At 74.2% G+C, this 20,031-nt stretch carries 13 protein-coding genes; 5 read left to right on the top strand and 8 right to left on the bottom strand.

Features of this window, described 5'->3' with window-relative positions:
• The first annotated feature begins 65 nt into the window (after nucleotides 1–65).
• Entirely contained in the window at nucleotides 66–1,889 is a 1,824-nt protein-coding gene (locus tag ACFQBR_RS09680) for a serine/threonine-protein kinase (RefSeq protein ID WP_344182501.1), read from the top strand.
• Nucleotides 1,890–1,913: 24 nt separating this feature from the next.
• Here the strand turns inward: ACFQBR_RS09680 and ACFQBR_RS09675 are convergent, their stop codons facing one another.
• From ACFQBR_RS09675 to ACFQBR_RS09665, 3 genes are all read right to left on the bottom strand, one after another.
• On the bottom strand, nucleotides 1,914–2,954 hold the full coding sequence (locus ACFQBR_RS09675; RefSeq protein ID WP_344182503.1) for a hypothetical protein: 1,041 nt from the start codon (nucleotides 2,952–2,954) through the stop codon (nucleotides 1,914–1,916).
• A 195-nt stretch (nucleotides 2,955–3,149) separates the two neighbouring features.
• Nucleotides 3,150–5,618: an ATP-binding protein gene (locus ACFQBR_RS09670; protein ID WP_267946521.1), complete on the bottom strand. Its 2,469-nt coding sequence runs from the start codon at nucleotides 5,616–5,618 to the stop codon at nucleotides 3,150–3,152.
• Nucleotides 5,619–5,857: 239 nt separating this feature from the next.
• Nucleotides 5,858–6,517, bottom strand: a complete 660-nt coding sequence (locus ACFQBR_RS09665) for a GmrSD restriction endonuclease domain-containing protein (protein ID WP_267946522.1) — start codon at nucleotides 6,515–6,517, stop codon at nucleotides 5,858–5,860.
• A gap of 509 nt (nucleotides 6,518–7,026) precedes the next feature.
• Here ACFQBR_RS09665 and thpD point away from each other — a divergent pair.
• On the top strand, nucleotides 7,027–7,932 hold the full coding sequence (thpD, locus tag ACFQBR_RS09660; RefSeq protein WP_344182506.1) for an ectoine hydroxylase: 906 nt from the start codon (nucleotides 7,027–7,029) through the stop codon (nucleotides 7,930–7,932).
• 161 nt (nucleotides 7,933–8,093) lie between these two features.
• Here thpD and ACFQBR_RS09655 read toward each other — a convergent pair whose 3' ends face one another.
• The 3 genes from ACFQBR_RS09655 to ACFQBR_RS09645 form a co-directional block, all read right to left on the bottom strand.
• Complete coding sequence (locus tag ACFQBR_RS09655) at nucleotides 8,094–12,218, bottom strand: TcpE family conjugal transfer membrane protein (RefSeq protein ID WP_378552900.1); 4,125 nt, start codon at nucleotides 12,216–12,218, stop codon at nucleotides 8,094–8,096.
• Nucleotides 12,219–12,236: 18 nt separating this feature from the next.
• Nucleotides 12,237–12,560 carry a hypothetical protein gene (locus ACFQBR_RS09650; protein WP_267946525.1) on the bottom strand — a complete coding sequence of 108 codons (324 nt, stop codon included), beginning with the start codon at nucleotides 12,558–12,560 and terminating at the stop codon, nucleotides 12,237–12,239.
• A 72-nt stretch (nucleotides 12,561–12,632) separates the two neighbouring features.
• Nucleotides 12,633–13,583, bottom strand: coding sequence for a conjugal transfer protein (locus tag ACFQBR_RS09645; protein ID WP_267946526.1), 951 nt, complete (start codon nucleotides 13,581–13,583; stop codon nucleotides 12,633–12,635).
• A gap of 453 nt (nucleotides 13,584–14,036) precedes the next feature.
• On the opposite strand from ACFQBR_RS09645, the gene ACFQBR_RS09640 reads away from it, so the two are divergent.
• On the top strand, nucleotides 14,037–14,747 hold the full coding sequence (locus ACFQBR_RS09640) for a lysoplasmalogenase (protein ID WP_267946527.1): 711 nt from the start codon (nucleotides 14,037–14,039) through the stop codon (nucleotides 14,745–14,747).
• A 69-nt stretch (nucleotides 14,748–14,816) separates the two neighbouring features.
• Here ACFQBR_RS09640 and ychF read toward each other — a convergent pair whose 3' ends face one another.
• The gene (gene ychF, locus ACFQBR_RS09635; protein WP_267946528.1) at nucleotides 14,817–15,902 is read right to left on the bottom strand and encodes a redox-regulated ATPase YchF; all 1,086 of its coding nucleotides are present in this window, start codon (nucleotides 15,900–15,902) and stop codon (nucleotides 14,817–14,819) included.
• Nucleotides 15,903–16,324: 422 nt separating this feature from the next.
• Between ychF and ACFQBR_RS09630 the strand changes: the two genes are divergently transcribed.
• On the top strand, nucleotides 16,325–17,296 hold the full coding sequence (locus ACFQBR_RS09630; protein ID WP_344185333.1) for an FkbM family methyltransferase: 972 nt from the start codon (nucleotides 16,325–16,327) through the stop codon (nucleotides 17,294–17,296).
• A gap of 79 nt (nucleotides 17,297–17,375) precedes the next feature.
• Here ACFQBR_RS09630 and ACFQBR_RS09625 read toward each other — a convergent pair whose 3' ends face one another.
• The gene (locus tag ACFQBR_RS09625; RefSeq protein WP_267946530.1) at nucleotides 17,376–18,131 is read right to left on the bottom strand and encodes an alpha/beta fold hydrolase; all 756 of its coding nucleotides are present in this window, start codon (nucleotides 18,129–18,131) and stop codon (nucleotides 17,376–17,378) included.
• 311 nt (nucleotides 18,132–18,442) lie between these two features.
• On the opposite strand from ACFQBR_RS09625, the gene ACFQBR_RS09620 reads away from it, so the two are divergent.
• Nucleotides 18,443–19,855 carry a DNA recombination protein RmuC gene (locus ACFQBR_RS09620; protein ID WP_344185331.1) on the top strand — a complete coding sequence of 471 codons (1,413 nt, stop codon included), beginning with the start codon at nucleotides 18,443–18,445 and terminating at the stop codon, nucleotides 19,853–19,855.
• Nucleotides 19,856–20,031: the final 176 nt, after the last annotated feature.

Here is a 20,031-nt window from a genome sequence, read left to right as displayed (position 1 = left end):
GGCAGGGCCTTTCTTGGATAGATTGGCCGCGCATCGTCCCCCACCGCCAGAAGGGATGCGCCCCTATGCCCACTCCCGGCCGTAGCACCGTCGGCCGTTACGAGCTGCGCGAACGACTCGGCGCTGGCGGAATGGGCACGGTGTGGCACGCCTGGGACCCCTCCCTCCAGCGCGACGTGGCCGTCAAGGAGGTCCTCCTCCCCGAGGGCATGGACCCGCAGGACCGCGCCGAGGCCCGTGCGCGCACACTGCGCGAGGCGCAGGCGACCGCCAGGATCACCAACACGTCGGTGGTCACCATCCACGACGTGCTCGAACACGACGACAGCCCCTGGATCGTCATGGAGCTGCTGAGCGGCGCGTCGATGCAGCACCACCTGGACCGCCACGGTCCGATGCCGGTGGAGCAGGTCGAGGAGGCGGCGAGGTCGCTGCTCGGCGGCCTGAGGGCGGCGCACGCCGCGGGGGTCACCCACCGCGACGTCAAGCCCGCCAACATCATGCTCACCGACGACGGCCGTACGGTCCTGACGGACTTCGGTATCGCGAACGTCGACGGCAGCGCCGCCCTCACCCAGACCGGCGTGTACATCGGCTCGCCCGAGTACATGGCGCCGGAGCGGTTCGAGGGTGAGCGAGCCCTGCCCGCGTCCGACCTGTGGAGTCTGGGCGTCACCCTGTACTCCCTGCTCGAGGGTCACACCCCGTTCAAGCGGGACAGCATCACGGGGATCATCAGCGCGGTGCTGACAGCGCCGATGCCGCCGCCGCTGTCCGTGCCGGGATACGGCGAGGACCCGGCGAGCGCTCCGCTGAGGGCGCTCATCGGGGCGCTGCTCGACCGTGACCCGGCCCTGCGTCCCGACCCGGCGGAGGCCCTGGCCCTCCTGGCCCGGGAGAGACGGGCGTACACGGGCGGCGCGGACCCCGCCCCGGACACGGGTCCGCAGAGCGCCCCGGGCGACGGTCCCGCGCCCGGCCCCGGCGGCGCCGGCGCGGGCGTGACCCGGTGGCAGGAGTCCGGCCCGAGCGGCGCCTACCCGGCGCAGCGGCAGCCGACCGGCGGCCACGCGGCCTTCCCGGACACCCTGAGGCCCGGGGCCCCGGGCGGCCCCACGGTGCCCGGCGTGATGGGGATCCCGTCGGTGTCCGGTGGCTCGGGGCCCCAGGAGCCCCAGGGGCCGCCCGCGCACACGGGGGTGTCGGGCGGCCACCCGGCACACCGGCCGAACCCCGCGGGTCCCGCCGCGCCCGGGGCTCACGACACCCCGCACCCCATGACGGCGCCCGGCCGCCCGTACCGGCAGCAGCCGGCCGGGCGGTACGGGGCGCAGGCCCCGCACGCGCCCGCGGCGCCGGGGACCGGGCACTTCACCCTGAACGGGAGGCCCGCCGCCCCCGGGCACGGCTCCGGTCGCGCCGGTTTCACCCCGGGGAGCGGTGCGCCGCCGGCGCCCGGGGGCCGGGGGACGTGGGCGCACGGCGCGCCCGCGGCGGGCAGGCCGGTGCAGGTGCTCGTCGCGGCGGTGATGCTGGCGCTCAACGCCGCCTACCTGCTGTTCCTCACCGTGCTGTTCGCGGCCGAGGCCGTCAACGGGGGCCCCACGGGCTGGGGCACGGTACTCCTCCTGGGCCTGTGGGGGTCCTACTCGGTCATCGGGGCGGCCGGGGCGGTCCTGCGCTCACGCCTCGTGTTCGGGGCGGTGGTGATCGTCCAGGGCATCGCGGCGATCGGGTTGTTCTTCGGCCTGTTCTCGGTGCTGATCTACAACCCGGAGCAACTGGCGTTCTACGTGCTGCTGCTGGTGTTCAACGTGGCGATCGGCGGCCTGCTGCTGCTCCCGCAGCGGGTGCGGTCCCACTTCGGGTTCGGCGGGGGCGTCGCCTGAGCGGGTCCGCGACCGCGCAACGCCTCATTCGGGGGCGGTGAGCAGCCTGTCGGCCGTGAGCATGCGCTCGACCCGCTCGTCGCGCACCCTGCGGGCCGACTCGGCGGTGGCGCACAGCTCGGACACGTCCGCCGAGGCGGTGCCGAGGAACCCGGCGGACACCCGGTGGTCGACGTAGTCGGCGGTGGAGTCCACCGCCTCCTGGCACTGCTCCCACTCCCGGTGGGCGGCCACCGCCTGCTCGACCAGGACCCCGTACGCGGTGATCTGGGCGACCCGGGCGCGGACCGCGTCCTCGACCGCGCCCAGGTGCTCCCGCTGGGGTCTGAGCGCGTCCCGGACCCTGGGCGACGACGCCCGCTGCCACCGGCGCGCGTGGGCGCGGCGCAGCTCCCGCTGCCGGGCGAGGAGGGAGGCGATCCGCCACTCCTGCTCGCGGAGGACCGCCAGCGCCCGGTCGGTGTCCAGCGCGTCCGCACCGAGGTCGGCCCGGGCGTCCGACACCAGGTCGATCGTGCGCTGCACCTCCGCGACCAGGGCGCGGTCGGCCTCGGTGAGGTCGTCGGACAGGACCACGAACTGCTGTCTGGGCCCCTCCACGGCCCGTCCGGCGCCCGACGTGAGGGCGTCGGCGGCGACCATGGCGACGAGGACGCCGAACAGCGCCCAGGGCATGCCCGGGAACGGGTCCTGCGGGACGACGTCCGTCAGCCACACCGGGGCGGCGGCGACGGCGCCGGCCCCGACGAGGGCCCCCGTGGCGCGCACCGCGGGGCGGGCGTCCCCGCGGCAGGCGAGGGCGGCGACGTAGGCGACCAGGCTGATGCTGACGATCACCATGCCCAGGTACCAGCCGGCGGTGAACAGGGCCAGTGCCGTGGTGAACCCGACCCCGAGCAGCTGGACGCCGCCCTCCCTCAGCCGGGCCCGGCGCCCTGTCGACCCGGTGTCGTACCGGCGCGGGAAGCGGTCGGGCGCGCGCGCCTGCCAGGTGACCTCCTCCCGCAGCTCCTCGGGCAGGGAGGGGTCGATGACGGGTCGCGGCCGGATGACGTCCTCACTCATGGGCGGTCCCTCGTGAGTGGTGGGTCTGTCGGGAGGCGGGGCGGGGGCGGGCACCCGGGGAGGAGCCCGACAAAATAGGAGATGCCCACCCCGGGGCCGCCCCGAACCTGCCGCCCGGGACGCCTTTGCCGCGCCCGGCGCCCGGCCCGCGGGGGGCCGCCGCCACCTGCGGGTCCCGTCCGCGACGCGGACCCGTCAGACCGGTTCGTCGTGTCCGGCCGCCACCAGGTCGTCCTCCTCCCCCGGGCGCTGCCGGGTGGGGTTGGTGTCGAGCCAGCGCAGCAGCCGGTCGGAGACGAGGTCGACGCCGATCCGCCCGGCCCGGCCGTCCAGGTCCCGGAACAGGCACTCGCCGTTGCCCAGGTTGCGCAGCACCGCGAGGTGGTCCTCGGTGGGATCGACCCCGAGCAGGGCCATGACGCTCTCCACCTCGAAGCGCTCGCTGGAGCGGAACGCGAACACCGAGGAGAGGCAGTTGGTCACCTGCTCGTTCAGGAGGTCCCCGGCGTTCTGGGAGACGAGGATGAGCGCCGTGTTGCGGGAGCGACCCATCCGGGAGACCTCGGGGACGAGCTTGGCGCCCTCGGGGGTGGAGGTGACCGCCCACGCCTCGTCCAGGAAGATCGCCTTGGGCAGGTGGCGGTCCAGGCCGTTCATCAGGCGGCGGGCGAACTGGGACACCAGGTAGAGCAGGGCGACGGAGAGCCTCTGCTCGTAGGAGTAGTCGTCGCGGCCCACACCGGAGTCGGGCAGGGTGAGCCCGCCCAGGGTGAAGACGGTGGTCCAGCCCTCGGTGTCGATCTGCGTCTCGCCCTGCGGGTCGAAGCACAGCGAGGCGAGCCGCATCTCGGACATGGACTGCAGGACCGCGCCCAGGTTGCGGGAGGCGGCTCCGGGCGAGGAGACGAGGTGGTCGACGACCTTGGCGAGGGAGGGGCGGGGCTGGTTGGCGACGGCGGCCACCGCCTGGATCATGGCGGACTCGCGCTCCTCGCTCATGCGGGGCAGCAGGAGCCGCAGGGTCTCGGTGGCCATGGTCTTCTTGGCGGCGAGGTCGTCGCCGAAGGCGAACGGGTCGAGCAGCCCGGGCTGGGCCGATCCCAGCGACATGATCCTGGCCTTGCGGCCCCGGCGCCGGAGGAGCTCCACGAGCGACTCGGCGTCGCCCTTGGGGTCGATGGCGGCGACGGTGACGCCGCGCAGGGCCAGCTGGTAGATGAGCAGGAGCGCCAGGGTGGTCTTGCCGCCGCCGGGCTCGCCGGTGATGGCGATGGCGGTGGGGCGGTTGCGTGCGGCGGCGACCATCGGGTCGAAGTGCACGATGGAGCGGGCCCGGCCGATGCTCTCGCCGATGTAGGGGCCGACCCAGCCGCCCCCGCTGCGGTCGACGCGGTCCCCGACCTCGACGGTGGCGGTGGGCATGCCGCCCGCGATGGTGCGCAGGGGCTGGCGCTGGGCGTACGCCTGGAGCCGGATGCGGTCACCGGGCAGGGACTCGTTGAACAGCGAGAACTGGTCGCCGGTGGAGTTGATGACGTCGATGCCGATGTCGCGGTAGTGCTCGACGACGGCCTCGACCTGCTGGACGAGGAGGCGTTCGGTGGGCGCGGACACCATGAGCCGGTGCCAGCCGTAGACGAAGGGCAGCCGCTCCTTGGTGATGCCGTGCTCCAGCATGCGGGCGGCGTCGATCTGCTCGGCGAGCGCGATGGGCGCCTCCACCCCTGCCTCGCGGATGTGCGCGTCCATGTCGCGGGCGTGCGCGAGCTTGCGGCCGACGTCCTTGGAGGCCTTGGCCGGCGGGATGAGCTTCATCCGCAGGGACACCTCGACCGGGAAGGGGAGCGCGTCGGCGTGGTGCAGCCACGGTTCGCCGTCCGGGAAGGGCATCAGGTCGGGGAAGCGGGCGAACGACAGGAACGCGACGTAGGTGGAGCCGGAGGGCTGTTCGAGGCGGAGCATGGAGCGGCCGTTGTGGACGACCCCGTCCACCAGCGCCTCGATCTCGCCGCGCCCCCAGGTGCGGCGGCCGGCGGCGGAGGGCCTGACCTCCTCGGCGGAGCCGCTGACCGAGTGTCTGACGAGCCACGCGATCTCGTCGGAGGTGGCGTGGCGCGCGTGGAGGGAGCTGGCCGCCAGTGCGCGGCCGAGCCGCTCGGACTGGTCCGTCCAGCGGGCGATCTCCTTGTCGTCCACGGCGTCGTCGTTGATGCCGAGGACCTCCTCGGTGCGCTGGTAGGCGCCGAACACCTGGGAGAACAGGCCGAGGCCGGTGCCGGAGCCGCGCAGGCCGAGGCGGACGCCGAGGTAGACCTCCTTGGTCCAGAAGTCCTTGGCCCACACGTGCCGGTACATCTCGTCGAGGTAGTCGTACCAGCCGGGGCCGGAGTCGGAGGTCCCGTCCAGGCTGGTGGCCCACTGGGCGGCCGGGTAGGTGCGGTGGGCGACGCGCAGGTGGACCTCGGCGTCGTTCATGCGGATGGCGGCGAGGGCGATGGTGATGTTGGTGGCCAGGGCCTGGCGTTCCTCGGGGGTGGTGAACTCGTACGACACCGTCGGGAGCCGGAAGTAGGCCCAGGCCTCGCTGTCGCTGAAGAGCACGCGGTCGTCGAAGTAGCGGACCGTGAGGCGGGTCGCGCCGCGGGTCCCCCTGGTACCGGTCATCTCTGAGCCCTTCTGGTCGCGTCGCGTGTCGGGGTGCGCCCGGACGGCGGACGCACCCGGGCCTGCCGCCTGTGCCACCCTCCATAGTGGAGCATCGTGCCGGGGCCGTAGAAGCGGACGGGGTTACGGCGCGCCAGAATCCCCGCGAAAACGTGACTCGCGCCCGTACGGGAGGGCCCGTCCCCCCGCGGCGGGGGGACGGGCCCGGGCAACCGCGGTCACGCGGCGGCGGTCGCCGTTCAGCAGGCGGAGTCGAGGGTGCCCTGGATGGAGGACTTCTCCGCGGAGGTCACGGTGAGGTCGTACACGTACTTCACGTTGATCCAGGACTTGACGTAGTCGCAGTGGACGGAGGTGTTGGTCGGCATCCACTGGGACGGGTCCTTGTCGCCCTTGGAGCCGTTGCTGGACGGGGTGGCGAGCCACAGCTGCGAGCTGGTGACGTCGTTGGCGAAGTCGGCGCGCCGGGACGTGGACCAGTCGGCCGCGCCGGTCTTCCACGCCTCGCTCAGCGGCACCTGGTGGTCGACGCTGATGTCGGACGGCTCGTCGTACACCCAGGAGTCGTCGAAGGCGCTGTACCAGCTGCCGGAGGTCGGCTGGCAGTCGTCGTCGGTGACCACGTCGTGCCCGTCGCGGAGCAGGACGACCTGGCGGGCGGTACAGGGGCTGTCGACGACGTTCCAGTGCGGGAAGAGGCTGCGGTCGTAGCCGGTCTGGGGGCCCTTGGCCGCGACGGTCAGGGAGCCGAGCTGGGTACGGGCCTCGGAGGTGCTGGGGATGTTGGGCGGCAGGACGTGGTCCGCGGCGGCGGGCGAGGACCATCCGATGACGGCGGCGAGGGCCGCCGCGGCGGCGGCCGCGAGTACGCGCGGGACCGCGCGGGGGAAGGGGGTCACGTTATTTCTCCTCTTGAGCGGGTCGAGGAAACAAGGACCCCACTACTGTGGGGTAACGGCGCTTTCCGCGCCAGTCCCGGACAGGGAATTCGCACCTGTTCGGAAGTGACGTCCCCGCGTCCGCCCCCTTAATTTTGAACCATGCTCTGTACCATATACTTGTGAACCAGATCACAAGGAAATCGCCCTGGGTGACGGCGTGTTTCGTTGTCTGTGACGGCGACACGGCCACCTGCGCGGATGTCCGGGCATGCCGACCGGGGACACCGAGGGTGACGGAGGGCAGGTGGGCCCGGAGGATCCGAACGCCGGGGGCGGGCGGGGGACCGTGCCGGGGAGAGCGCGATTATGCGTTTCAGCCCATAAGTAAAACGGTCCTACCCGGAAATGTAAACGACAAACACGGGAGCCTTCGGCCATTCAGGAAATCCGGGTCGATATTTGTTAAGTTCGCATGTCGTAGGGAACGCCGTCTACCTCAGAGAGGACGAACCCCACGGGGACAGGCCATGACTCTCCTGATAGACATACCGACCGCGGACGAGTACCCGACCCGCAAGGCCCACGAACCCGCACTCCTGTACCGCAGGTCCCCCACCGTGTGGGGGTCTGCCGACGGCGGGCCCTTCTCCGCGGAGGAGATCGCGGACTACGACCAACGCGGCTACACCCAGATCGACTCCCTCGTCAGCGGCGAGGAGGTCCAGGCCTACCGCGCCGAGCTGGAGCGGCTGTCGGCCGATCCCGGCCTCCGGGGGGACGACCGCGTGGTCGTCGACCCCGAGTCGGGCGGCGTCCGGTCGGTCTACGCGGTGCACGAGTTCAGCGACGTCTTCGCCGAGCTCGTCAACGACCCGCGCCTGGTCGAGCGGGCACGCCAGATCCTGGGCTCGGACGTGTACGTGCACCAGAGCCGCGTCAACCACAAGCCCGGCTTCGGCGGCGGCTCGTTCTTCTGGCACTCCAACTTCGAGACGTGGCACGCCGAGGACGGCATGCCACGGATGCGGGCGGTGAGCTTCTCCGTCGCCCTGACCGAGAACCACCCCCACAACGGCGCCCTGATGGCCATCCCCGGCTCGCACCGCACGTTCGTCTCGTGCGTGGACCCGGCCCCGAGCCCGCACCACCGGACCCCGCCCAAGACGCGGGGCGTCGGCGTGCCCGACGAGAGCTCGCTCTCGCTGCTCGCCCACCAGCACGGCATCGAGGTGCTGACCGGTCCCGCGGGCGGGGCGACCGTCTTCGACGCCAACTGCATGCACGGCTCCGGCGACAACATCACGCCGCACCCGCGGTCGGACGTGTTCGTGGTGTTCAACAGCGTCGAGAACGCCTGCACCGCGCCGTTCGGCTCCTCGGGGCCGCGCCCGGAGCACATCGCCTCCCGGGACTTCACCCCCGTGGGCCGCTGAGCCACCGCCGCGCGGACGGGCCCCGCTCCTGCCCGCGCGGCGGTTCGCCCTGTCCCCGTGCCGTAGCGGCGCCCGGAGCCCGTCGAGGGCTCCGGGCGCCGTTCGTCTTCCGGCCCCGGCGGCGCTCCCTGTAGGGGAGCGCCCGGGGCCGGGCCCGGCCGCTACCGGACGAGCGCGTTGACGAGGACGCCTCCGAGCGCACCGTGGGCGCGCTTGGTGGCCGGGCGCAGGGCCCCGACGTCGATCCTGGTGTAGGACGAGCCGAGGTGGTCGTCCCACGGGATGCGGACGATGGCCCGGCAGCGCCCGCGCGCGACCCGCTCGGCGGCGTCGACGTCCTTGAGGCTGCGCTTGCTGACCCCGTTGACGACGAGCACCGAGTTGGCCCGCAGCGCGTTGTAGCCGTTGCCGTCCAGCCAGTCGAACGTCATCGAGACCGCCCGTTCGGCGTCGGCGTTGGCCGGGGCGACCAGTACCAGGCCGTCCGCGACCGGCAGCGCCCGCGCGACGCCGGTGGCCGCGGGGTCCAGCAGGGTGATGCCGTAGAACGAGCCGAGCAGGGACGCGAGCTGGCCGTAGTCGCGGTCGTCCAGGGTCTGGACGTAGGGGTCGTCCAGGGTCTGGACGACCTCCAGGCCGGTGCCCGACCGGCTGGTGTAGCCGCTCATCCGGGCGTAGTCGCCGATCGCGTCCGCGTTGGCGAGCAGGGCGGTCAGGGTCTCCGGGGTCTGGGCCCCGACCCTGCGGGAGAGGCCGTTGGGTCCGGGGTTGACGTCGACCGCGACGACCAGGTCGTCGCGGTGCGCGGCCAGGGTGTGGCCGATCATCAGGGTGGTGACCGTCTGCCCCGCCCCACCGGTGCACCCCAGGACCACGAGGCCGCGCGGGCCCTCCAGCGGGGTGCGCAGCCGCTCGATGTCGCTGGGGGGCAGGTCCGAGCGGACGGGCGCCGCCCCGCCGGTGACGACCTTGGCGAGGCGTCGCCAGCCCCGGGTGCCGCCGGACTCGCTGCCGCCCGGCTCGCCGCGGAGGGGCTCCTCCGGCTCCCTGACGGGCTCGGAGGGCCGGGGCCGCTGCGACGGGACGCCGTTGGGCGTGTCGCCCAGGCTCTCCTGCTCGCCCGTGCCGTGGTCGAGTTCCAGCTGGGGCCGGGGGTCCCGGACGGACGGCTCGGGCTCGTCGCCCGGGACGGGCTGCCCGAAGAGCTGGCCGAGCTTGCGGGCGTTCTGGGCGACCCGGTGGAAGACGCCGTCACCGGGGTCGGCGCCGTCCGCGGACTCCGGGTCCGGGCGGGGGTCCTGCCCCGTGTCGGACGCCCCGGCCCCGTCGCCGGCCTCCCGGGCCGCGTCGGCGGGCGCGGCGGTGCCGGTGCCGCCGGGTTCCCCCGTCTCCCGCGACCACAGGTCCTCGGATCCGGGGCCCTCCGCCGCGAGGGCGTCGGCCATGCTGGGGTTGCCCCTGGGGTCGCGGGCGGCGCTCTCGTGCCCGTCCGCGTCGGCGGGGGCGTCCCGCTGATCCGGTGCGGAGGTGTCCTCCCGGGCGGGCGGCACGTCCTCCGCCGCGCCGGTGGCGCGCATGGTCCACCTGGTCCGCGGGGCCGCCTCGGCGGCGGCCTCCGCCCCGGAACCGGCCGCCTCGGAGCGGGCGATCTCGGAGCGGGTCCCCGCCGGGCGTACGCCGTCGGCGCGGCCGTCCTCCCCGCGCCCGGCGTCGCGGACCGCGGCCGCGCGGCGGCGGGCCAGGGCCGCGGCCTCGGCCTCCTCCAGGTCGGAGACCGTGCGCCGGCGCGCCGTTCCCGTGCCGGGGTCCGCGCGCACGTTGCGGTCGGCCCGCTCCGGTTCGTCGCGGACCTCGGCGAAGCTGACGAGCTCGCCGGTCCCGTGGTCGAGCTGGGTGGGCGGTTTGGCCCCCTCCTCCGGGGCGTCCGGCTCCGGGACCGCCTCCGTCGGCCCGGCCGTCTCCGCCTCCTCCGGTTCCGGCGCGCGACGCACCGGCTCCGCGGCCTCCGTCCTGGCCGCCTCCGCGCCGGGGTCGTCGGCGGGTCCGGACACGGCGGCGCCGTCCTCGCGCAGCTCGCCGGCCGGGATGACCGGGTTGCCGCGGTCGCCGACCTTGGGCTGGTCCGGGTGGCGCTTCTTCCCGTCCTCGAACCACTCGCCGGGGTCGCGGGGGGCGTCCCGTTCGGTGGTGGGGACGGCGTCGGCGAACTTGGGACGGGGCGGCGCCGGGGTGTCCGCCGTGATGAGGTGCCGGTCGAGCACCGACATGTGCGCGTCCCACTCCGGTCCCCGGCCCTCCGGCTCCTCCTCCGGCCTCCGGGGCATGGCGTCCTGCTCGCCGGTGCCGTGGTCCAGTTCCGGGGCGGGGACCGCGGCCGCGGTGCGGGCCGCCCCGGCACCGTCCGCGGCGTCGGCCGCGGGCCCCGTTCCGTGAGGCTCCGGGGGGCGCGGGCTCCGGGTCTGCGCCTGCTCCCGTGCGACCGGGGCCTGCTGGGTCTGCGGGGCCTCGGTGACCGTGGCGGAGGCGGCCGGAGCCCCGGGTTCCGCGGTGTCGTGGGCGGCGTCGCCGGTGGCCCGCGCGTCCTGGCCGGAAGCCGGACCGGTCCCGTGTCCCGGTGCCTGCCCGGCGTCCACGCGGTCCGCCTCCGCCGGTGAGGCGGCGGCCGGGGGCAGCCACGGCACGGCGGTCTCCGCGGCGGGCCGACCGGTGGCGGCCGCGAAGCGGACCGCGTAGTCGGACAGGTCCGCGTGGTCGGCGGGGCCCTCCTCGGCCCGCTCCTCGTCCAGGTCCCACGGGGCGGCGTGCGGGCGTCCCCGGCGGCGCGGAACCCGGGGCCCCTCGGGGGCCCGGTCCCCTTCGCCGGGGGCGGGTGCGGTCCCCGCTTCGGGGAGGCCGATTCCCTGGGCCCGGACGGGGCGCTGCTCCTTGGGGCCCCGTTCGCGCACCTGCTCTGTGCGGCGCTCCTCCAGGTCCTTCGCGACCCGGATGCCCTGGGTGCGGCCGCGCAGGCGCCGCGCGGCGGGGGTGTCGTCCTGCGGTTCGGGGTCGGGGGCGGACATCACCTCCTCGGCACGGCGGCGCTCCCGTCCCGGTCCCCGGTTCCCGGCGACGGCGTCGGCGACCTCGTCCCGGCTGAGGGCGCCGGTGTCACCGAGGGAGTAGGCGTTCTTGGAGGTGAGGCCGACGGGGGTCTCGCCGGAGGAGGCGCGCAGGTTGGCGAACCACGCGTCGCTGTCGCGCTGTTCGTCGTTCTCGGTCCGGTGGACCGGCTCCTCGTCGAACGCGTCCCGTTCGCCGTCGTCGCCGCTCCCGGCCTCCTCCGGGGCGGCGGGGCGCTCCGGTCGCAGGCCCCACCCGAAGTAGTTGAGCACGCGGCGGCCGACCCCCCGGCGCGGCCCGTCGGGGCCGTCCGGCGTGCCGGGGTCCCCGTGGGACCCCGCGGAGGCCTCGGACGCGTGGAACTCCTCGCCCCGGTCGTCCTCCGGAGCCCGGTCACCGGGTCGCGCGAGGGACGCGACGGCGACCGGTACGCGCTCCTCGCGCGCGGGGGCCCCGGCGTCCCCGGACTCGCCGGTCCGTTCCGGCGCGGTCCGCTCCCCCGGGAAGGCGCCCCGGGAGGGCGCGGCGGGCGCGCTCACGGCGGAGGCCGGGAGCAGGGGCGCGGCGGAGACGCGGACCGGCTCGCGGTCCCCGCCCCCGGAGCCCCTTCCCGCCGCGGCGGACGCCGGCGCCTCCTCGACCGCCGGCGCGGACGCGGAGACGCGTTCGGCCAGGCCGGGCAGCGGGGGCGCGGCCGCGGGCACGGGGCGCACGTCCGTGGTCTCCTCGGCCGGGACCGCGGCGGGGGCGGCCTCCACCGCCCGGCGCCCGGCGCGGCGGCGCCTGGGCACGGCCAGGGGGCCCGCCTCGGGGTCGCGGTGCCACACGCGCACCGCCACGCGGACCTCGGAGGGCTCGTACTCGGGGGCCAAACGGGTGTACACCCTGGCCTCGGCGAGGAAGCGCGCCTGGGAGATGAGCAGCTCGGTGAGCCGCTTGCCCTCGATGACCGGCCGCGTCGCCAGCACCGTGATCACCCCGGGGGGCACGACCCAGAGCACCAGGTGCCAGCCGTTGCCGAACGCGAAGGGCGCGTTGAGGATGCTGAGCAGGACCACCCAGAGCGCGAACACGCCCAGGGCGACCCCGAACGTGCCCACCGGGAGCGGCATGGGCAGCCGGAAATCGTAGAGCTTGTACAGCCGCTTCTCGATACGCCAGATGTTGGTGTACGTGGGCAGATCCACGTTCCCGGCCTCCCTCGCCTATTCCGTCGATACGCCCATCGCTCGGGCGAGCGCCACTGCGATGACCTCGATGATGCCGGGGACGTAGAACACGATCCCGATGAAGATCGCCAGGATGATGAACTGCGCGAACCGCGTGATCTCCCTCGTGAACAGGAAGAACACCGCCACGATGGACACGATGACGAGGAAGAGGGGCCCGAAGAAGCCGCGCAGGAAGTCGGCGAGGCCCCCGGTGTCGGGGGCGTTCTCCGTCGGGGTGGTCTCGACCGCGAGGGTCAGCAGGTCGGTGGCGCCGACGGCATGGAACACGTCAGGTGTGGATGACAGCAGGGGGAGCATGTCAGGCGCCGTCCTCCGCTGTCGTGACCGGTGTGCTCATGGTTCTTCTCGTCTCCTTGCCTACTGGCCCCGTCACCCGCCGAACGAGCGAGGGGCTCCCTGGATGTCGCGGACGTGCCACTCGGAACCGGAGTCGACGACCGTGACCAGGTAGTTCTGCGTCACCCGCCCGGCTTCGGCCCCGTCGGGGGCCGGAACGCTCCACGTGACCGTCGCCGCTACCTGTCGTACGTCATCATCCCCGTTCGGGGACTGTGATGGCACCGCCATATCGGACAGTTCGACGAATTCCAGGCTGTTCTCCGGAAGTGGGGCGATGGTGACGCCCGGTTCGACGTAGCGCTCCAGGTGCGCGGGCTCCCCCGCGTAGGCCTCGAAGAAGCCCGGCAGCACCTCCGTGAGCTGTTCTGCGGCCTGCGGGTCGGTCTCGAAGGAGGCGTCCTCCGGCAGGCTCGCCCGGCTGGGCGGGGCGAGGAAGGCCGGGGCGCCGGCCACCACCAGGGAGTCCCCGTCGGCGTAGACGGGCACGTCCAGGCGCATGGGTTCGCCGTTGACGTCGGCCCGCACGATGATGGAGGCGTTGTGGTCGTCGTGGACGTCCACGGCGACGACGGTGAGGTTGTCCCCGGTGAGGCTGTCGGCGGGGACCTCGAGTCCGGCCGCCTCGCCCTCGGGGACGAACGCCGCCAGGGCCGACAGGCGCGCCTCGGTGTCGGCGGTGTCGAGGTAGGCGTCGGCGAACCGGAGCCCGAAGGCCGCGGCCGCCGTCTCCGGGTAGGCGGGCTCCTCCGCCTGCTCGGGTTCCTCGGACGCCGCGGGCAGGGCGAACCCCCCGCGCAGGGGGAACCAGATGCCGTTGAAGACGACGACGATGATGAACGCCCACAGGACGGCGCGTCCCACGCCGACCCACCAGCGCCCGCCCGACCCGGCACGGGGCCGTCGGGTTCGGGGGGCGTCGAACTCCATCTCGTCGCCCTCCCGGTCACGTACGGCGGTGCCGCGTCGTGACGCCTTCGCCATCCCCGCCTCCTGCACACAGTTCCGCGCCGCCCGCTTCGGACGGCGTATCCGCCACGCCCTTGTCTACCCCATCCCTATAGTGAGGCATTGTGGGGGTTGGGAGCGGCCTCCGTGACTCCGCGTTTCCCCGCCAACAGCGCATTGCGCGCAACGGTAGAACTTCCCAAAAGGTGCATACCACAGCAATGGTTCATGGAACTCAAGGTGGGGCTGTGCACGTCGGCGCAGTTTTGGTTGGGCCGGAAAGCGATTAGTCACTCGGCAGGGAGCAAGTTCTGTCCTCCGGGGGCAGGAAACCGTTGACGGGATGTAACCGGGATCTCCTTCGGGAGGGTCCGAACCCCCTCCGAGGACCCCGGGGACGCCACCGCGGCCCCACCCCTCCCACCGCCCCCGCGGCGGGCGCCCCGGGGCCAACCCGGCACGGTGCGGTGCGGCGCCTAGGATGGCGCGATGCTCCCCCGCCGCCCCCTCGCACGGGCCCTGCTGGCCCTCTACACCGCGCTGTCCGCCGTCCACCTCGTCGTCCAGTGGTACGGCGCCGACGACTGGTCCCGCCCGACACAGGCGCTGCTGATGCCCGTCCTCGCCGCCGTCCTCCTCGCAGAGGCACCCCGGCCGGGCGCACGCCTCGCGGTCCTGGCCGCGACCGCCCTCGGCCTCTCCTGGCTCGGCGACACCGCGCCCGCACTGGCCTCGGGCGACACCGCGTTCCTGCTGATGGTGGGGTTCTTCCTCGTCGCGCAGGTCGTGTACGCCGTCGCCTTCGCGCCCCTGCGGTCGGACAGCGTCCTCCACCGCCGCCGGGCGCTCCTCGTCCCCTACGCCGGAGCCGTGGGGGCGCTGACCCTGGCCTGCGCCCCCGGCGCGGGAGACCTGCTGGTCCCGGTGCTCCTGTACGGACTCTGCCTGGGGGCGGCGGCGGTCCTCGCCACCGGGGTGCACCCGCTCGCGGGGGCCGGCGGGGCGCTGTTCCTCGTCTCCGACGGCCTGATCGCCCTCGGGGCGTTCGTCCCCGGGTTCGGCCTCCCCGGGGACGGCTTCTGGGTGATGCTCACCTACACCGCGGCGCAGGCGCTGCTCGTGCTCGGCGTCCTGGCCCGGCTGCGGACACCGGACCGGACCGCCCCCGTGCCGGGCGCGGCGCCGGCCGACAGCGCGTGAGGGGCCGCGCGCCGCCGCGGTCACGGCGGTGCGCGGCCCCTCACGGGTGCCGCGGGGTCCCTGGTCCGGTCAGACGTTGAAGCGGAACTCGACCACGTCGCCGTCGGCCATCACGTACTCCTTGCCCTCCATGCGGACCTTGCCCGCGGCGCGGGCGGTCTGCATGTCGCCCGCGGCCACGAGGTCGTCGTAGGAGACCACCTCGGCCTTGATGAAGCCGCGCTGGAAGTCGGTGTGGATGACGCCCGCGGCCTCGGGGGCGGTCGCGCCCTTGCTGATCGTCCAGGCGCGGGCCTCCTTGGGCCCGGCGGTCAGGTAGGTCTGGAGCCCGAGGGTGTCGAAGCCGACCCGGGCGAGCTGAGCCAGGCCCGACTCGGACTGCCCCAGGGACTCCAGGAGCTCCTGTGCCTCGTCGTCGTCCAGCTCGGCCAGCTCCGCCTCGATCTTGGCGTCGAGGAAGATCGCCTCGGCGGGGGCGACGAGGGCCTGGAGCTTGCCGCGCAGCGCCTCGTCGGCGAGCTCGTCCGTGTCGAGGTTGAACACGTAGATGAACGGCTTGACCGTGAGCAGGCTCAGCTCGCGCAGCCGGTCCAGGTCGATGCCCTCGGCGGCGGACAGCGACGTGCCGCCGTCCAGGACCTCCTGGGCCTGCCGGGCGGCCTGGAGCAGCTCCTGGGCGCCCTTGTCCTTGGCGTTGCGCTTGGCGTCCTTCTCCAGGCGCGGGAGCGCCTTCTCCAGGGTCTGGAGATCGGCGAGGATCAGCTCGGTGTTGATGGTCTCGATGTCGCGGGAGGGCTCGACGTCGCCGTCGACGTGCGTGACGTCGGGGTCGTCGAAGGCCCGGATCACCTGGCAGATGGCGTCGCTCTCGCGGATGTTGGCGAGGAACTTGTTGCCCAGGCCCTCACCGGTGGAGGCGCCGCGCACGATGCCCGCGATGTCGACGAAGTCCACCGTCGCCGGGAGGACCTTGGCCGAACCGAAGATCTCGGCCAGCTTCCCGAGCCGGCCGTCGGGCACGCCCACGACCCCGACGTTGGGCTCGATGGTCGCGAACGGGTAGTTCGCCGCCAGAGCGTCGTTCTTGGTCAGGGCGTTGAAGAGGGTGGACTTGCCGACGTTGGGCAGGCCGACGATCCCGATAGACAGACTCACAAGGCCCGAGTCTATGCGGACCGGCGGGTGGGACGGTCCCCCGCCGCCGGAAAGCGGCACCGATCACCGAAACACGCTGCACAGGGGACGCTGCTCACAGTAGGTTCGTTCAACGTCTCCGGGGACCGGGGGCGGAAACCGTCCGGGCGGTCGTGTGCCGCGCACCCGGGCACCCGCACCCCGCGTCCCCGGTCGAAACACGGCCGCTGACACGGGGGAGGCGGCATCCGGTGGACGTCCGGTCCGTGCCGGGCGGGGGCGACGAGGGCCACAGGGGCACGGTGGGCTCCTCGACCGACCCGGCGCAGCGGGCAGGCGGCACGTCCGGGGGTACCGCGCGGCGGCGCGGCCCCGCCGCGGGGGCGGCGGGGCCTTCCGCTCACCCTCCTCTGCCGCGGCCACGTTCCTGGGGGAGGACAACTGTGGTCACCGAACAACTCCGGGCGCTCGTGCGCCGCTACCCGCTCGTCCGCTTCGCGACACGGCAGATCCGCGTGCGCCTGCCCAGACGGCTGGGCGGCCTGGACCCCGCGCACGTCCCGCCGTGGAGCCGCAGCTTCACCTTCGCCCTCCCGCGACTGGCGTCGGACACCCGCGGGGCCGGGCCGGACAGCCTCACCCTGCGGCTCCCCGGGGACCTGACGGTGCCCCGGCGCCTGGCCGCGTTCGGCCTGGCCCGCCACGAACCCGACAGCCTGGCCTGCTTCCTCGCCATGCTCGGCCACACGCGGCCCGGGGCGGTGCTCGACGTCGGGTCGGGGGTGGGGGTCTACTCGGTGCTGGCCGCCGCGCGCAGCAGCCGGCCCGTGTTCGCGTTCGAGCCCACGCCCGAGATCGCCTCGGCCGCCCGCGCGGTGTCGTCCTCCGCGGACCTGGGGTTCTCGGTGGTGGAGCTGGCGCTGAGCAACCACAACGGCACCGCCCACCTGCGCCGGGCCAGGAACAACGACATGTGCAACACGCTGGTGCACGCCGCCCGGGGGGACCTGTCCCACATCACCGTGGGGGTGAGCACCCTGGCCCGGTGGAGCGAGACCGCGTCCGCCGCCCCGGCGGTCGTGAAGATCGACACGGTCGGCACGGAGCCCGACGTGGTCGCCGGGGGGCTGGAGGTGCTGCGCCGGTACCGGCCGTGGATGCTGGTCAAGGTCCGGCCGGACCGGGGGGTCGAGGAGCGGCTGATGGCGCTGCTCGACCCGTTGGAGTACACGTGGTACCCGGTGAGCGGGAGGCCGCCCTACCGGCCGCGTCCGGAGATCGCCGGACGGGCCTCACCCGCCACGGAGCGGATGTGGCTGTTCACGCCGCAGCCGGTCCCCGCCGGTTTCTGGACGTCGGTGGCCGGTTGGCGTGAGGCGCTCGGGGCCTGCTCCCCGGACTCCAGGAGCGCCTGAGGGGCAGGCACGGCCCGCGCCGGGCCCCTCCCGGCCGCGGCCCCGCGGCCGGGCCGCGGCCGGGAGGGGCCCCGGTCGGCTACAGCCGCGCCCGGGCCGCCCCGGCCACGGCCCTCCGGGGGGACGGCGCGCGGCCGCGCACCCAGCCGTCCAGGGCGTCGACCAGGGCCGCCGGTTCGTCGCGGTGGACGCAGTGGCCCGCCCCCTCCACGACCCGTACGGTGAAGCCGCGCTCGGCGAGCTCCCGTGCCGCCCGCGGGTCGACGGTGATGCCGTTCCCCGCGCGCAGGACGAGGGAGGGGACGGCCGGCCTCTCCGGGAGGAAGTCCCTCCCGGCGACCTCCGAGGCGACGAAGTCGAAGAACGCCGGGTCGAAGGAGGCGAAGCCGCTGAGCTCCTTCTCGACGTCGGCGTCGCTCCACCTGGGGTTGAGCTGGCGCACGCCCTCGACGTCCGCGGTGGCGAACACCCTGCGCATGCGCTCACCGGCGTCGTCGGCCATGGGCGGGAGCCGGAACGCCGGGTCGACGTAGACCGCCCGGCGGGGCACGAGCCGCTCGACGGCCAGGGAGAGCGCGACCCCGCCCATCGAGTGGCCGACGACCGCGTCGAGCCCGGTGGGGAGGGAGTCCGCGAGGTCGTCCCCGAGCGCCTCGACGCTGTAGGGGCCGCGCGGACTGCGCCCGTGGCCGCGCATGTCCACGCCGAGCACGCGGTGGCCGCGTGCGACGAGTTCGGCCTCGACGGCGTGCCAGGTCCCGTGGTGTGCCATGGCCCCGTGGACGAGGGCGATGGTGTGGTCTCCGGTACCGCTGCTGTAGGTCTCCAGTCGCATGGGAGGGGGCCTCCTCGGATAGGGGGACTGCGGGGATCGGGGCCGGTGCGGAGTTCCGGCCTTCGCGTTCGGACCTCCAGGGTCTCGAAAACTTTTGCACAAGGAAAGAGGATGTCCGGATGCGGACTCGGGTCCGCGACCTCCCACCGCTCCCCGGAGCCCCGGACGGCGCCGCCGCCTCCGGACCGGTCCTCCGGGCCGTGCGGCCGCACGGCCCCGGGCGGCGGACATGCCGGACTTGGTCGGCCTGCCCGCCGATGTCCTGCGTGGCGGGGAGACCGGGGCGCACGGCGGCTGGCACCATGTGCGCCATGGACGGTCTCGCACTCGTACTCATGCTCCTGGTCGGCCTGGCGATCGGCGTCGCCGTGGGATGGATCCTCGCCCGCGGGCGGGAGGCCGAGGCCCGGGCGGAGGCCCGGGCCGCCGAGGAGCGGGCGGCCTACGTCGAGGAGCAGCTCGGCGACCGGTTCCGCGCCCTGTCCGCGCAGGCCCTGGACCAGACCAACCAGCGCTTCCTGGAGCTCGCGGAGGGACGCCTGCGCGCGGTCAGCGCCCAGGCCGGCGGCGACCTCGACGAGCGGCGGCGGGCGGTGGAGCGCATGGTGGAACCGCTGACCGAGACGCTGAACCGGGTGGAGCGGCAGCTCAGGGAGGTGGACGCGGGACGGGTGGCCGCCCACGCGGAGCTGGCCAAGCAGGTGGAGTACGTGCGCGAGGGGTCGGAGCGCCTGGGGGAGCAGACCCGGTCCCTGGTGACCGCGCTGCGGCGGCCCGAGGCGCGCGGCCGGTGGGGCGAGCTGCAGCTGCGCCGGGTGGCCGAGCTGGCGGGAATGGGTCCCCGCTGCGACTTCGAGGAGCAGGCGGCGACACGGGACGGGTCGCAGCGCCCCGACATGGTGGTGCGCCTGGCCGGGGGCAAGAACATCGTCGTGGACTCCAAGGTGCCGCTCTCCGCGTACCTGGACGCCGTGGAGGCGGGCCGGGAGGAGGCCGCCGAGGAGCGCCTGCGCGCCCACGCGCGGCACCTCCGCACACATGTCGACCAGCTGGCGGCCAAGTCGTACTGGGCGGCGTTCACCCCGGCGCCGGAGTTCGTGGTGCTGTTCATCCCCGGCGAGGCCTTCCTGGCCCCGGCCCTGGAGCACGACCCCGGCCTGTTGGAGCACGCGATGGCGCGACGGGTCCACATCGCCACGCCGACGACGCTGATCTCCCTGTTGCGGACGGCGCAGTACGCGTGGCAGCAGGAGGCGCTGAGCGAGAACGCGAGGGCGGTGTTCGACCTCGGCAAGCAGCTGCACGAACGGCTGGGCACGCTGGGCGGGCACGTGGAGACCCTGGGCCGGGCGCTGACCCGGACCGTGGGCGCCTACAACCAGACGGTGGGGTCGCTGGAGAGCCGCGTGCTCGTGACCGCCCGGCGGTTCGGCGAGCTGGGCCTCGTGGACGGCGAGCTGGACCGGCCGACCGGCGTGGAGGAGCGCCCGCGCACGGTGGCCGCCCCCGAGCTGTCGGGGTACGGGGCGGAGGCGTTCGGTGAGGACGGGCACGCGCTCGGCGGACCGCTGCCGGACGGCCCCGCGGGGCGTGACGGGGTCCGCGGGGCGGCTCCCGGAGCGGGAGACCGGGAGAGCTCGGATTTCGACGGTATTCGGCATGTGGGTAACAAGAGCAATGGTTCGACCGGAAAAGAACCCCGAAAGAGCGTGCACGGGACATGAATCCGCAGGTCGGCGCAGGTCCGACAATCCGCCCGAGGACAACTCGGGCGAGCACCTCCGGAGCGACAGAACCGCCGTGCGCCATGCTGGTGTCCCACGAGTGGGAGGCGTGTTCGCGACGGAAGGGGCAAGTGACCGAAATGGCGACACGTTCCCCGGAAAAGACGCCCTACGCT

Source organism: Nocardiopsis tropica (genome assembly GCF_042660575.1).
Taxonomy (GTDB): Bacteria; Actinomycetota; Actinomycetes; order Streptosporangiales; family Streptosporangiaceae; genus Nocardiopsis; species Nocardiopsis tropica.
Note: the sequence above shows the minus strand (reverse complement) of the source record. Positions and strands in the feature narration are given on the sequence as shown.